The organism is Nocardia sp. NBC_00511 (assembly GCF_045161165.1).
Taxonomy (GTDB): Bacteria; Actinomycetota; Actinomycetes; order Mycobacteriales; family Mycobacteriaceae; genus Nocardia.
Genome location: NZ_CP107849.1, coordinates 3,671,335 through 3,683,336 on the forward strand (window position 1 = coordinate 3,671,335; position 12,002 = coordinate 3,683,336).

The following is a 12,002-nucleotide window of genomic DNA, read 5'->3' on the forward strand; positions in this document are numbered from 1 at the left end:
CGGTCAGCTCCTGTAGTCCGAGGCGACCGCGGGCGAAGCGAGGTTCTCGAAGCGGCGATCGAAGATCTCGTCGGCCTTGAACGACTTCACGAACCCACCGGTCGCGAGCAGGTCGATGGTCTCCTGCTCCCACTGGATGGCCTCGTCCCAATTGCCGGGCAGCAGTGGCTTGCTGGTGAGATCCACGATCTGGTGACCGGCGTCGGCGGTCAGGCCCTGGTTCTTGACGTAGTACTCGTCGATCCACTGATCGGGGTGCTCGTACTGCCAGACCTGACCCTTCGCCCACACCGGGATGTAGGCGGCCAGCGCCGCGGCCTTGGCGGCGTCACCGAGCACCGACTGCGGGGCCCAGAGGATGTTGAGCAGATCGACCACGTCGGTCTTGATGGTGTGCGCGCCGTCCTTGCCGTACTGGTTCAGATAGCTCGGCACCTGCGAGACACCCAGCGGCGCGATGTCGACCTGTCCGGCCTGCAGCGCGGTCAGGAACTGGTTGCTGGTCAACGGAACCAGCGTGACGTCCTTCTTGAGATCCAGGCCCGCTTGCTTGAGCGCGCGCAGCAGCACTACGCCCTGCGCCTGCCCTTGCGAGAACCCGAGCTTCTTGCCCTTGAAGTCGGCCACCGACTGAATGTCGCTGTGCGGCTTGGTCGCGAAGACGTACTGCGGTTTACGCGTCAGGTCGACGGCGACGATCTTGGCGTCGAGGCCCTGAAAATGCGATTGGATGGGCGGGATTCCGGCATTGTTGCCGACGTCCAGGGAGTTGGCGCGGAAGGCGTTGATCACATCGGGTCCGGCCCCGATATTGGGCCACGACGACACCGTGAACGGCAGATTCTGCGACAGCCCAGCCAGTTTCAGCTGAAGTTCGGTCGCCCCCAGCGAGGAGGCGATGGACAGGGAGGTGCCGGTCGGTACCGCCGTCGGCAGCGCCGCGTCGGCGGCCAGCGCCGGGCCCTTCGGACCGCTGGACGTGCAGGCGGCCAGGACGAGAGCGACGGTGGCACCCGCGAACGCGGTGAGTACCCGACGTCGAATGAAATTCGTTGTCACTGAGGTTGTTTCCTTGTAGGAGTGATGAAATCGGGTACTCACCCGGGTTCAGGCGACCTTGACGTTGGCGACGGCGCGGAATTCCTCGCCCTCGACGATCTCGGAGACGAAGCCGTCCGGGCCGACGGGGCGGTCACCGATCAGGGTGACGCGATGCAGCACCCGCTCCACCTCGAGATGCCCGATGTCCTGCGGACCCAGGTGCGCGGTGGCCCGGTTGTCCCAGAACGCGACACTGCCCGGCTCCCACTTGAACCGCACCGTGTACTCGGCGCGGGTGAGGTGCTCGAACAGCAGCTCGAGCAGCTTGCGGCTCTCGGTCGCCGACAGACCCAGAATCCGGGTGGTGAAGCCGGGATTCACGTAGAGCGCCTTCTCACCGGTCTCCGGATGCACCCGCACCACCGGGTGGTGAGAGACCAGCAGGTTGGCCTTGATGCGGCGGGAGAGCTCGTCGCCCTCGTCGCTGCGCTCCTGGCCCGCCAGGAAGCGGTGCTCGGCGCGCAGGCCGTCGACCAGCTTGCGCAGCGGCTCGGATAGGCCCTCGTAGGCGGCGACCTGGTTGGTCCAGGTGGTGTCGCCGCCGAACTCCGGCACCGTCTCCGCGCGCAGCAGGGAGGCGGCGGGCGGGTTCACCGAGGCGGTGACGTCGGTGTGCCAGCCGCCGTAATAGGTGTACTGCCGCTTGGTGTATCGGTCCCGGAAGCTCTCGCCGTACTTCTGCTCGTAGCGGCGCGGGTCGATGGTGAGGATCTCCGGGAACTCGGCGGGCGGCGCGTCCTCGTGCGGGTGCGCGTGCGTCAGCTCGCCGAACTGCCGCGCGAACGCGATCTGCTCGGCATGCCCGATCCGCTGATCGCGGAAGAACACCACCTTGTACTTCAACAGCTTCCGGCGAATCTTCGCCACGGTCTCTTCGTCGAGCGGCTGCGACAGATCCACCCCGTGAATCTCCGCACCGATATGCCCGGCGAGCCTGCGCACGGTAATTCCGCCGGTTTCCGCGGCCTTTTCGGAGTCGAGAACACTTGTCATTTCAACTGGCCCTTCTGAATTAATTCGACGACGCCCACCCGCAATAGATCGCGGGCATGGCGAAATAGCCCCTGCCGCAGCGCTTTCCATCACGAAAGCGGCTCCGAGCAGCGGGTTTCAATGAGTGCCTGCCGGAAATCCGGCCCGGCGATCAGGGTCGACAGATACCGTGCGGGGTGCGCATCAGATCGATCGCACGCCGCCTGGTCAGATGATTCATCAGAAAAACACCTCCGGGCTCACGCCGTTGGCGAAAGCACTAGCACCGACGGTGTCACATAGTGTGAAGCGCGAATATCTTTGCAGCAACGCACATTTCACAATATGGAAATCAGCTCGAGCAAAACCCCGCACCAGGGCGCACGCGTTGGCTCGAACCCGCCACCGACGGGTACGGTGGCTCGGCTCGGCCAGTCGGTTACACCTGAGACCGTCGACCGGGCTCGTGCGTGAAAAGGACACAAGGGAATATGAAGAAGCTCGTCACTACCGCCTTGATCGCTGTCGGTGTGGTTGCCGCAATGGGCACCGCACACGCCGGTAAGGACACCGAGTGGCAGGTCGACGGTAGCTATGCGACCGAGGCCGCCTGCGATGCCGATGGACAGGACGGCACGTTCACCCGGCCGGACGGCAGTCAGCTCACCCCGGGCGACGACGAATACGAATGCAAGCAGGGCAACGACAACCTGTGGTACCTGTCCATCTGGACCGACTGATCAGATCGGCGACGGCCCGTACGGATTCCGTGCGGGCTCAGCCCCCCTGCTTCAGCGCAGCAGGTCGGCGATGTCGGCGGCGGCGGTCATCAGCACCAGTACCGGCACGACCTTCGACGCGGGGATGCGATAGGCCCCGCGGCCGTGCTGTTCCACGATTTTCGCCGAGGTGAGGGCGCGAATGTGGTGGTAGAGCTGGCCGGTGGAGGTCAGGCCGACGCCGTCGGCCAGCTCGGCGCCGGTGCGGGGACCCTCGAGCAGCAGTTGCACCAGCGACTGCCGCACCGGATGTCCCAGTGCGGCAAGGACATCCACGCGGGCGGCCGGCGACAGTTCGAGGACCGCCGCCGCGCCGTAGCGAATGTTCCAGCTCAGCTCGCCGCCGAAGTCGACGTCGCCGCGGTACTCGATGAATCCGCGCGCCGCGCCATCGGCGGCGGGGCGGCCCTCGAGGGCCACGATCCGCGCCTCCAGTTCGGCGAGTTTGGCCTGGACATCCGTCATACGGCACACGTTAACCGGCGCAGCATGTCCGGATCCATCATGGCCCCCAGCAGCACCTCCTGCTCCTTCAGACCGGCGGTCGCCGACTGCCAAACCGGACCGGGCATGCGGCGATTGAGCAGGACCGCCGTCGCCACACTGCCGTCCGCGCGACGCAGATAGATGGCATCGGTCAGGATGCCGGGATACGAGCCGCCCTTGAACCCCATGGCGACGAAGCCGTCCGGCGGTTGATGCCATTCCAGTTGCGCGCGTGCGATATCCGAGCCCGGTCCGAAACCGCCGGTGGCGATGGCACGGTGGATCGACGTGAGCTGACGGGCCGAACCGGTCGGCGTGGTGTCGGCCCAGGCGAATTGGGATTCCAACGACGGCAACGGTTTCGAACGCACCTCGTCGCGATAGGCGGGGTCCGCGGCGTAGCGGTGGGCGGCCGCCCACGGGTCGGTGATGCTCGGATCGAGCAGGCGGATCACGTCGCCGAGCTTGGTGGACGGCGTGTAGTCCTGCCAGCCGCCCGCCGCCGCGGCCGCCACCAGCGCGGGATCGCCGAGGCGGTCGCGTAGGTAATCCGGTGCGGCATTGTCGCTTTCGCGGATCATGGCGCTGACCAGTTCGTCGAGAGTGACCGTGTCGCCGGTCAACCGCGTGCGCGCCTGCTCGTGCGCGCCGCCGTCGGTACCCGGCAGATACCAGCGCTCCCAGTCCGCGACCGCGATTCGCTCATTCGGATCCAACGTGCCCGCGGCGACCGCGCGGGCGTAGGCGGCCAGTGGTACGACCTTCACCGCGGACGCGATCGGCTGCTGATCGTCGATGCGGCGTCCGACACTGTGCCCCTGGCCGTCGTCGATCGCGACGGCGATATTGCCCGGATCCTGGTGGATGCGGCCCAGCCATTCATCGGCCGAGGTCACGCCTGCGGCTGGGATCGGACCGCAGGTGGCATCGGCCGCAGCACGATCCGAACATCCGACGAGCACGGGCAGCACGGTGGCGACCACCAAGGCGACTCTGCGAAACATGATTCCCTCCCCATAATTCCGTAATTACGGAAAACCGTAACAGCTCGACGAGCCCGCCACCAGTGCCGCATCGACCACGTCACGGTTTCGGAGCTCGATCGCCGGGCATCCGCCAACCATGACTGGTCGACGAACGTTCTCCGCCAAGGTCACCCTCGCCGCCACCGCCGTGCTCACCGCAGCGCTGATCAGTGGTTGCGAACAGGCCAAGGAAGCCGTCAACAGGGGCGGCGACACCCCGTGCAGCGACTTCACCTCTCAGGACCAGGCCAAGCAGCGGGTCACCGTGCGCAAGTACCTGTCGCAGGACTCCAAGGTGTCGGGCACCCCGCAGCCCGACACGGTCGACGGATCGATCACCGCCATCGAGCTCATGTGCAAGGCCCAGGCCAACCCCGACACCCCTATTCGCGACGCAGACCTCACCGGAATTCTGGTGCCCAAGAAGTAGGAAGCGCCCGCCGAGTATTCGACAAGGAATCACCCATGCGCCGCCCTCTGCTCGCCGTCCCGCTCTGTGCCCTCGCTCTCGTCCTGCCCGCATGCGATTACACCAACGGCGGCAACAGCTTTCCGGGCACCAGCACGACCGGGACGCCCACCGCGACCTCCAAAGATCTGGTGCCGCCGCAGAATTCACGCTCGGTCTCGGTGCCCTCCCCCATTTCCCCCGCCGCGCTGCGTCACAAGACCTGCGAGGATCTGAAACCCAAGCTGGATCAGATTCGCCAGGATTCCGGTCAGCCCGCGGTGGACCAGACGGTCGACGACACCATTTCCAAATACCCGGCCTCTCCCGACTGGCCGGTGCTGACCGACGAGCAACGTCAGGCCGCCATCAACGGCACCCACGACGCCGCCACGGGTAACTGCCCGAGCGCCTGAGGCATTCGAGCAGTTACCCGATCGCGTGGTGTCACACGGTGCACAGTGGGGCGAGCCCGGCGAGTCCGCCGGTGGTGGGTGTCGTCACGTACAGGCAGTCGTTCTCCCCTGCAGCGGCAATGGCGTCGCGGACCGCGCGCCACTGCGCGGGGTCCAGGGACGCCGTGCGGGAAAGTACGAAGCCCGACAGGCGATTCGGGTCGGTGACCAGTGCCCAGCTGTAGTCGTCGCCGAGGGCGGTGACGATGTAGTTCGGTGGGCCGTAGCGGGCGTCCTGGGTGGGGACGCCGGGGAAGCTGACATGCAGTTGGGCGCGGGTTACCGGGTCGGTGACAGTCGCGGTGCCGCGAATATCGTTGGGGCCGCCCGACCAGGTGGTGCAGGAGTTGTGCACGGCGACGTCACCCTGGTCGTCGAGGGAGTAGTCCGCGCGGGTGTCGCGGGCACAGATCAGGTTGAAATACTGTGGGATGGCGGCCAATTGGTACCAGGAGCCGAGATACCGGGGCAGGTCGAGTCCGGCGATGGGTGCCGGAGCGTCGGCGTTGGCAGTCGCCGCGAGTCCGGCGATCGGCGTCGAAAGTGCCGCTGCCACAGCGAGTGCCGGTGCGAAGGTGCGTATCCAGTTCCGATTCATGATGCCTCTCCTCGATTACGGTGACCGGCGGGCCACCAGATGTGATCGCCGAGAATTGCGAACAGGGCCGGGACCGCGACGGTGCGGACCAGGAAAGTGTCGAGAAGGATGCCGATGCCGACCACGATGCCCAGCTGGGTGAGGGTGATCAGGGGTAGCACGCCCAGGACGCAGAAGACTGCCGCCAGCACCACACCGGCGCTGGTGATCACCGCGCCGGTGGCGGCCACGGCGCGCACCATTCCCTCGACGGTGCCGTGGTTTTCGGCTTCCTCGCGGGCGCGGACCACGAGGAAGATCGTGTAGTCCACGCCCAGCGCGACCAGGAACAGGAATGCGAACAGCGGCACGCTGGTGTCCAGTGCGGGGAAGCCGAAGACGTGGTCGCTGACCATGCTGCCCAACCCGAGCGCCGCCAGCGCACTGATCACGGTGATGCTCACCAGGATCAGCGCGGCCGGGACCGCCCGCAGCAGGATGAGCAGGACCAGCAGGATGACGCTGAGGATCAGCGGGATCACCAGCGCCTGATCGCGGCGGGCGGCGTCCCGGATATCCAAAGCCTGTGCGTCCGAACCACCTACGAGTGCTTGCGCTCCGGGCACGGCGCGCAGTTCGGTGCGCAGGTGCTCGATCGTCGTGAACGACTGCGGGGAGGCGGGCGCGGCCTGCAACACCACCGACCATCGGGTCAGGCCGGTGCCGGAGTCCCCGCTGACGACAGCGCGCGACACTCCTTCGGCATGGTCGAGTACCTGCTGGACGGCAGCCGTGGCCGGGGATGCCGCCACGACAACGGCGGGATCGGAAGTGCCGGAGGGAAAGTGGGCGGCCAGCGTATCGAGCCCCGTGACGGATTCGGCGCGCACGCGGAACTGCTCGGTCTGCGAGAGTCCGACCTTCGTCACGAGCAGTCCACTCGCGCACAGGAGTAGACCGCACAGCAGCGCAACCACCACGACCACCGGTCGCCGGACCACTCGCCGGGCGATGGCGAACCACATGCCCGTCGTCGTCTGATCGCGAGCGTCGGCGCGGGGAACGAAGGGCCAGAACACTTTCCGACCGCACAGCGCCAGCAGCGGCGGTAGTGCGAACAGCACGAAGATCAGCGCCACCACCAGGCCGGCGGCCGCGAAAGCTCCGAGGCTGCGGGTATTGGGCAGCACGGCCAGCAGCAGTGTCAGCAGCGCCATGACGACGGTGGCATTGCTGGCCAGAATCGCGGGGGCGGCCCGGCGCACCGCGGCACGCAGCGCTTCCCGGTGAGAATCGTTGCCGTGCAGTTCATCCCGGTAGCGGGAGACCAGCAGCAGCGCGTAGTTGGTTCCGGCGCCGAACACCAGCACGCTGGTGATGCCGCTGGTGGATCCGTCGAAGACGAGCCCGGTCAGGTGCGACAGGCCCGTGCCGACCGCCGTCGCGACCCGGTCGGCCAGCGCCACCACCGTCAACGGCAGCAGCCACAGCACCGGCGAGCGATAGGTGACGACGAGCAGCACCATCACCACCAGCGCGGTGACCGACAGCAGCAGGATGTTCGCCCCGGAGAACGAGGCGGCGATATCCGCGCCGAACGCCGGGCCACCGGTCACCTGAAAGTCCAACTGCGAGGGCCGGTCCCGATCTGCAGCGGCCCGTAGCTCCTTCACCCGATCGGAGAGCGCGAACCCATCGAGCTGCGCCGAGACCGGCACCGATGCCAGTGCCGCCCGCCGATCCGGCGACTGCACGGCCGGTATGCGCGCACCGGCACCGGCACGCATTCGATCCGCCGCGGCCTCGACGCCGGCGAGATCCGCGGTAGTGAGTTCGCCGCCATCGTGTCGCGTGGCGACCAGCACGGCCGCGGCCGTATCGCCGCCCGGAAACCGTTCGGCCATGGTCGCGACACGCGCGGACTCGGCCGAATCCGGCAGCGATTTCGGGCCCTGCCCGGAGCTGTCGTTGCCGCCCGCCAGACCCATGAGCGCGACCCCGGCCACGACCACCGCGAGCAACACGACCCACGCGCGTCGACCGGTGACCAACGCCGCGTAGCGATCCCAGACAGGCATGTCGCCAACTATTTCAGATTCTGAAACATTACGCAAAGGGTCCGCGCCGCAACCACTAGGCTGAGTAATTGACTACGCCACGCGAAGTACCTGACCACGCCACGCGAAGTACCTGATCGCACCAGCCGGAACACCTGACCACGCAGGGCGAACGCCCGATCACGAAGGAGGCAGCGGTGACCCGACGCCCTGCGGGCAAGCCTCGGGACGACTCCGCCGGCGCGCATCGAGACCACACCGCGGGCCCACGTCGCCCCGACACGGACCGCTCCCGCCTCGAGACCGAAATCGCCCGCGACATCCGCGCCCTCAGCGCGGCCTCCGAACAGATCGGCCACGTTTTCGCCCACTCGCACGACCTGCGCCCCAACGACTTTCGCGCACTGGTCCACGTCGCGACCGCCGAAGCCGAGGGTGAGCCACTCACCGCCGGGCAGCTCGGCACCCTGGCCGGTGTGTCACCGGCGGCGATCACCTACCTGGTCGAGCGCATGATCGAATCCGGACACCTCGAACGCGCCGTCGATCCCGCCGACCGCCGCCGGGTCAAGCTCCACTACACCGATCAGGGCATGGCCGTGGCAGCGGATTTCTTCATGCCCCTCGCCGCCCGCATGCGCGCCGCGCTGTCCCCGCTGTCCGAGTCGGAACTCGAAATCACCCACCGCGCAATGCTTCACATGGTCACCGCCCTGCGCGATTTCGCCACCGAACTGAGCGCGCCACCCGAGGCCTGAGCGGAGTGTTCGCTCACGCCGGTTCCGAGCACCCGGAACCCGAGCGCCACCGCGCCGAACTCACCGACGCGGTAGGGCTCGAGCGCCGAGAGGGCTCGGGCCGTCGCTGACCGCCCGGGTCAGAACCGGGTTCCGGGAAGAACCATCATTCGTGAGGTGGCGCCGATCGCGGCCGCGAGCCCGGCGCCGCCGCCGACCGCGATGGTCAGGGACCCGCTGAGCACCCCCAGGCCGACAGCGAACACCACGCTGATCAGCAGGGCGACAATCAAACCCGCATTGTCCAGTTTTTCGATTTCCTGTTCATGCCGTTTCGAGTCGATCATGTGCACAGAGTTGCCCGATCACGAGTTATCGAAACGTGATAATTGGTTGTGGGCGGTTTCCGGGCTGTGACCAGGGGAGTATCGGATCGGGGCGGATTCGGCGCGCGTATTCGCCACAGAAGCGGGCATAGCGATCCAGCAGGGTTGGTCCGAATTCTCATCGAGGAGTCTTCATGGATGACGAAGGTGTGTTCCGAGTGCAGTTCTCCCCATTGTCCGGCGCTCGCGAGCAGGACGACTTCTACCGACGGCTCAAGGAGCTGGGTGGCATGGTCGTCTACGGCGTGTACCCCGCGCCGCTGGTGATCGGCATCGCCGCCGACGCCACCGCACGGCTGGCGGAACTGCCGTATGTCGAGACCGTCGAGAGCGTCACCGACGACTACGCGGTCGGCGGATAGCCCGGTTTCGACACCGGCGGTGATTGAAGCGCACAACCCGGGGTAGGCGCACAGGTATCACCGGTGACGTGCCCGTGCAGCTGTCGAAGAGAATGGATGACGGATCATGACCCGTGCGTACAACGCGAGACCGCCCAACCCGACGCATCCCGCCCGGGGCACCGACCCCTACGACAACATCGAGCCGTGGCTCGAGCAGCTGGCCACGCTGCAACCGGACGATCCGGATCGGGCCAAACTGCGCGAGGAGATCATCGGGCGCTGCCTGCCGCTGGGTGAGCACATCGCACGCCGATACACCGGGCGCGGAGTCGATTTCGACGATCTGTCGCAGATCGCGGCGGTCGGCGTGATTCTCGCGGTGGACCGGTTCGACCACACCACCGGCGCGACCTTCCTGGGATTCGCGGTGCCGACCGTGCTCGGCGAGGTGCGCCGCTACTTCCGCGACCGCACCTGGGCCGTACAGGTCCCGCGCCGGACAAAGGAGTTGCAGCAGCGGCTGATCCGGGTCATCCCGGCGATGATGCAGGAGCTCGGCCACGCGCCGACCGCCGGCGAGCTGGCCGTGCGCCTGGATGCCGATCCCGCCGAGGTCACCCAGGCGCTGATCGCGAACAACTGCTATCGCAGCGATTCCCTCGACCAGACGCTGGACAACACCGACGCCGACAATCCGGCCTCACCGGTGCAGCGGCTCGCCGTCGAGGAACCCGGCTACAACCTGATCGAGGAAACCCTCACCGCGGCACCGCTGTTGGCGGATCTCTCCGACAAGGAGCGCGATATCCTGACCATGCGGTACGGCGGCAATCTCACCCAGGCCGCCATCGCCGAGCGCATCGGCGTCTCGCAGATGCAGGTCTCGCGGATCCTCTCGCGCGTGCTGGCCACCCTCCAGGAACAGGCGCTACAGCCCGCTCCCGCCTGATTCGGCGAGCTTCTCGGGATGCTCGCCGCCGCAGCCGGTTACGAGCATCACACTCGGCAACCGGACCGCATATCCGGATTTCGGTTTCGGATCGGCAGTGCCGGGTAGGCGTTGGCTGGCACACGAGGAACCAGAGGAGCCGCGATGAACGTCACCCGTGCGAGAGCGCGGCGTCGAGGGTGTCGAACAGCGCCAGCACCTGGTCGAGACCGGTGATCTCGATCGGTCGGCGGGCCGGGGTCGACACCACCACGCGCACCCGCTCGGGTTCCGCCCGGGCGGCCAGGGCCAGCAGGACACTGAGTCCCACCGACCCCATGAACTCGACGCCGGACAGATCGACCACCGGGACCCGCTGGTCCGACCCGGTCGGTTCGAGCGCCTCCCGCAGCCGGTCGGCGGTGGTGATGTCGATCTCGCCGGTCACCGAAACCACCACGCACGCACCGGATCGGCTGCTCGACACGGTGAGCAGCCGCGAACTCGCGGCTTCGGGCGTGTTCTCTCCCTGGACGTCCATGATCATGGGCACCGCCTACCCACGATGGCCCGCCGCAAACATCGAGACCGCCGGGCCCGATCCCGAGGTGTCCCGGCCATGATCCCCGTCGTGGGCGGCGAGCCCGCAGTCGAGCCTTTCGCGCATCCCGCGCTGTTCTATCGCGGCCCCGAGGACTATCTTTCGGGCACGCTCGCCTTCATCCGCGCGGGTCTCGCGCAGGATGAGCCGGTCGCGGTGTCGGTGCCGACCACGAATCTCGCGCTGATCCGCGAGGCCCTCGGGTCCGACGCGGGCGCGGTTCGCCTGCTGGACATGACAATCGAGGGACGCAATCCGGGTCGCATCATCCCCGGCATCCTGCGCGCCTTCGCCGACGTGTATCCGCAGGGTCGGGTGCGGATCATCGGCGAACCGGTCTGGGCGGCGCGATCGGAGCTGGAGTACCCGGCGTGCGCTCAGCACGAGGGTTTGATCGACGCGGCGTTCGCCGGTCGCGCGGTCACGATCCTGTGCCCCTACGACCTCACCACGCTGTCCCCGGCCATCGTCGCCGACGCCTACGCCACCCATCGGAAGGTGATCGATCGCGACGGCGAAATCACCAGCGGCACATACGATCCGGCGAGTGTCGTGGCGGCATACAATCGGCAGCTCGGCCAGCCGCCCGCTACCGCGCGGACCTTCGCGTTCGATGTCGACACGCTCTCACACGCCCGCTGGGCGGTGGTCGACTACGCGACCGGTCGCGGCATGAGCGAATCGCGCCTCGTCGATCTCGAGGTGGTGATCGGGGAGGCCATCGCGAATTCGGTGGTGCACGGCGGCGGGCGCGGCACCCTGTCCTACTGGCTGGAGGACGCGCAGATCTGTTGCCAGATCCACGATTCCGGGCACATCCTCGATCCGCTCTCCGGCCGCCTGCCCGCCGCCCTGCGGACCGCCGGTGGGCGCGGGCTGCTGCTGATCAACCAGCTCGCCACGCTGGTGCGGATGCACACCGATTCGGCGGGCACCACGCTGCGCGTACATGTTCCATTGCACTGACGCGAAGGCCGCGAAACAGACTCGCGGACGTAAGTTTTCGTATCCCCCCGACCACTCTAGGGAGTTGGTTCGCACGCCGCCGCGCCGCCCCGTAGAGTCATGTCCGATCGGGTGTTCAGCAGCCAGCACCCTCACCGCTC

At 67.3% G+C, this 12,002-nt stretch carries 15 protein-coding genes; 7 read left to right on the forward strand and 8 right to left on the reverse strand.

Annotated elements, in window-relative coordinates:
• Positions 1-3: 3 nt before the first annotated feature.
• Together OG300_RS17300 and OG300_RS17305 are read right to left on the reverse strand one after the other, a co-directional pair.
• Positions 4-1,059, reverse strand: a complete 1,056-nt coding sequence (locus tag OG300_RS17300; protein ID WP_405497147.1) for an ABC transporter substrate-binding protein — start codon at positions 1,057-1,059, stop codon at positions 4-6.
• Between the two features lie 48 nt (positions 1,060-1,107).
• Positions 1,108-2,094, reverse strand: a complete 987-nt coding sequence (locus tag OG300_RS17305; RefSeq protein WP_405497149.1) for a TauD/TfdA dioxygenase family protein — start codon at positions 2,092-2,094, stop codon at positions 1,108-1,110.
• 470 nt (positions 2,095-2,564) lie between these two features.
• Between OG300_RS17305 and OG300_RS17310 the strand changes: the two genes are divergently transcribed.
• Positions 2,565-2,813, forward strand: a complete 249-nt coding sequence (locus OG300_RS17310) for a hypothetical protein (RefSeq protein WP_405497151.1) — start codon at positions 2,565-2,567, stop codon at positions 2,811-2,813.
• 51 nt (positions 2,814-2,864) lie between these two features.
• Here OG300_RS17310 and OG300_RS17315 read toward each other — a convergent pair whose 3' ends face one another.
• Together OG300_RS17315 and OG300_RS17320 are read right to left on the reverse strand one after the other, a co-directional pair.
• Positions 2,865-3,317: an ArsR/SmtB family transcription factor gene (locus OG300_RS17315; RefSeq protein WP_405497153.1), complete on the reverse strand. Its 453-nt coding sequence runs from the start codon at positions 3,315-3,317 to the stop codon at positions 2,865-2,867.
• Complete coding sequence (locus tag OG300_RS17320) at positions 3,314-4,342, reverse strand: serine hydrolase (protein ID WP_405497155.1); 1,029 nt, start codon at positions 4,340-4,342, stop codon at positions 3,314-3,316. Before OG300_RS17320 ends, OG300_RS17315 begins: the two co-directional genes overlap by 4 nt.
• 118 nt (positions 4,343-4,460) lie before the next feature.
• Here OG300_RS17320 and OG300_RS17325 point away from each other — a divergent pair, with 118 nt between their 5' ends.
• Together OG300_RS17325 and OG300_RS17330 are read left to right on the forward strand one after the other, a co-directional pair.
• Positions 4,461-4,793, forward strand: coding sequence for a hypothetical protein (locus OG300_RS17325; RefSeq protein WP_405497157.1), 333 nt, complete (start codon positions 4,461-4,463; stop codon positions 4,791-4,793).
• A gap of 35 nt (positions 4,794-4,828) precedes the next feature.
• A complete protein-coding gene (locus tag OG300_RS17330; protein WP_405497159.1) occupies positions 4,829-5,227 on the forward strand; it encodes a hypothetical protein in 399 nt (132 codons plus the stop codon).
• A 31-nt stretch (positions 5,228-5,258) separates the two neighbouring features.
• Here OG300_RS17330 and OG300_RS17335 read toward each other — a convergent pair whose 3' ends face one another.
• Positions 5,259-5,864 (reverse strand): lipocalin family protein, encoded by a 606-nt coding sequence (locus tag OG300_RS17335; protein ID WP_405497161.1) that lies wholly within the window; start codon positions 5,862-5,864, stop codon positions 5,259-5,261.
• Positions 5,861-7,921: an MMPL family transporter gene (locus OG300_RS17340; protein ID WP_405497163.1), complete on the reverse strand. Its 2,061-nt coding sequence runs from the start codon at positions 7,919-7,921 to the stop codon at positions 5,861-5,863. The genes OG300_RS17335 and OG300_RS17340 overlap by 4 nt, the downstream gene beginning before the upstream one ends.
• A gap of 287 nt (positions 7,922-8,208) precedes the next feature.
• Here OG300_RS17340 and OG300_RS17345 point away from each other — a divergent pair, with 287 nt between their 5' ends.
• Positions 8,209-8,658, forward strand: coding sequence for a MarR family winged helix-turn-helix transcriptional regulator (locus OG300_RS17345; protein ID WP_405498578.1), 450 nt, complete (start codon positions 8,209-8,211; stop codon positions 8,656-8,658).
• A gap of 119 nt (positions 8,659-8,777) precedes the next feature.
• Here OG300_RS17345 and OG300_RS17350 read toward each other — a convergent pair whose 3' ends face one another.
• The gene (locus OG300_RS17350) at positions 8,778-8,990 is read right to left on the reverse strand and encodes a hypothetical protein (protein ID WP_405497165.1); all 213 of its coding nucleotides are present in this window, start codon (positions 8,988-8,990) and stop codon (positions 8,778-8,780) included.
• A 167-nt stretch (positions 8,991-9,157) separates the two neighbouring features.
• Here OG300_RS17350 and OG300_RS17355 point away from each other — a divergent pair, with 167 nt between their 5' ends.
• Together OG300_RS17355 and OG300_RS17360 are read left to right on the forward strand one after the other, a co-directional pair.
• Positions 9,158-9,385, forward strand: a complete 228-nt coding sequence (locus OG300_RS17355; RefSeq protein WP_405497167.1) for a hypothetical protein — start codon at positions 9,158-9,160, stop codon at positions 9,383-9,385.
• A 106-nt stretch (positions 9,386-9,491) separates the two neighbouring features.
• Positions 9,492-10,316, forward strand: coding sequence for a SigB/SigF/SigG family RNA polymerase sigma factor (locus tag OG300_RS17360; RefSeq protein ID WP_405497169.1), 825 nt, complete (start codon positions 9,492-9,494; stop codon positions 10,314-10,316).
• A gap of 151 nt (positions 10,317-10,467) precedes the next feature.
• On the opposite strand, the gene OG300_RS17365 is transcribed toward OG300_RS17360, so the two are convergent.
• Complete coding sequence (locus OG300_RS17365; RefSeq protein ID WP_405497171.1) at positions 10,468-10,842, reverse strand: STAS domain-containing protein; 375 nt, start codon at positions 10,840-10,842, stop codon at positions 10,468-10,470.
• A 72-nt stretch (positions 10,843-10,914) separates the two neighbouring features.
• Between OG300_RS17365 and OG300_RS17370 the strand changes: the two genes are divergently transcribed.
• Positions 10,915-11,862 carry an anti-sigma factor RsbA family regulatory protein gene (locus OG300_RS17370; protein WP_405497173.1) on the forward strand — a complete coding sequence of 316 codons (948 nt, stop codon included), beginning with the start codon at positions 10,915-10,917 and terminating at the stop codon, positions 11,860-11,862.
• Positions 11,863-12,002 lie beyond the last annotated feature (140 nt).

What these genes read in the sequence shown, in the direction of transcription:
- OG300_RS17315 (WP_405497153.1), bottom strand. Translation starts at nt 3,317, where the DNA reads ATGACGGATGTCCAGGCCAAACTCGCCGAACTGGAGGCGCGGATCGTG.
- OG300_RS17370 (WP_405497173.1), top strand. Translation starts at nt 10,915, where the DNA reads ATGATCCCCGTCGTGGGCGGCGAGCCCGCAGTCGAGCCTTTCGCGCAT.
- OG300_RS17330 (WP_405497159.1), top strand. Translation starts at nt 4,829, where the DNA reads ATGCGCCGCCCTCTGCTCGCCGTCCCGCTCTGTGCCCTCGCTCTCGTC.
- OG300_RS17320 (WP_405497155.1), bottom strand. Translation starts at nt 4,342, where the DNA reads ATGTTTCGCAGAGTCGCCTTGGTGGTCGCCACCGTGCTGCCCGTGCTC.
- OG300_RS17355 (WP_405497167.1), top strand. Translation starts at nt 9,158, where the DNA reads ATGGATGACGAAGGTGTGTTCCGAGTGCAGTTCTCCCCATTGTCCGGC.
- OG300_RS17360 (WP_405497169.1), top strand. Translation starts at nt 9,492, where the DNA reads ATGACCCGTGCGTACAACGCGAGACCGCCCAACCCGACGCATCCCGCC.
- OG300_RS17310 (WP_405497151.1), top strand. Translation starts at nt 2,565, where the DNA reads ATGAAGAAGCTCGTCACTACCGCCTTGATCGCTGTCGGTGTGGTTGCC.
- OG300_RS17335 (WP_405497161.1), bottom strand. Translation starts at nt 5,864, where the DNA reads ATGAATCGGAACTGGATACGCACCTTCGCACCGGCACTCGCTGTGGCA.
- OG300_RS17305 (WP_405497149.1), bottom strand. Translation starts at nt 2,094, where the DNA reads ATGACAAGTGTTCTCGACTCCGAAAAGGCCGCGGAAACCGGCGGAATT.
- OG300_RS17365 (WP_405497171.1), bottom strand. Translation starts at nt 10,842, where the DNA reads ATGATCATGGACGTCCAGGGAGAGAACACGCCCGAAGCCGCGAGTTCG.
- OG300_RS17325 (WP_405497157.1), top strand. Translation starts at nt 4,461, where the DNA reads ATGACTGGTCGACGAACGTTCTCCGCCAAGGTCACCCTCGCCGCCACC.
- OG300_RS17340 (WP_405497163.1), bottom strand. Translation starts at nt 7,921, where the DNA reads ATGCCTGTCTGGGATCGCTACGCGGCGTTGGTCACCGGTCGACGCGCG.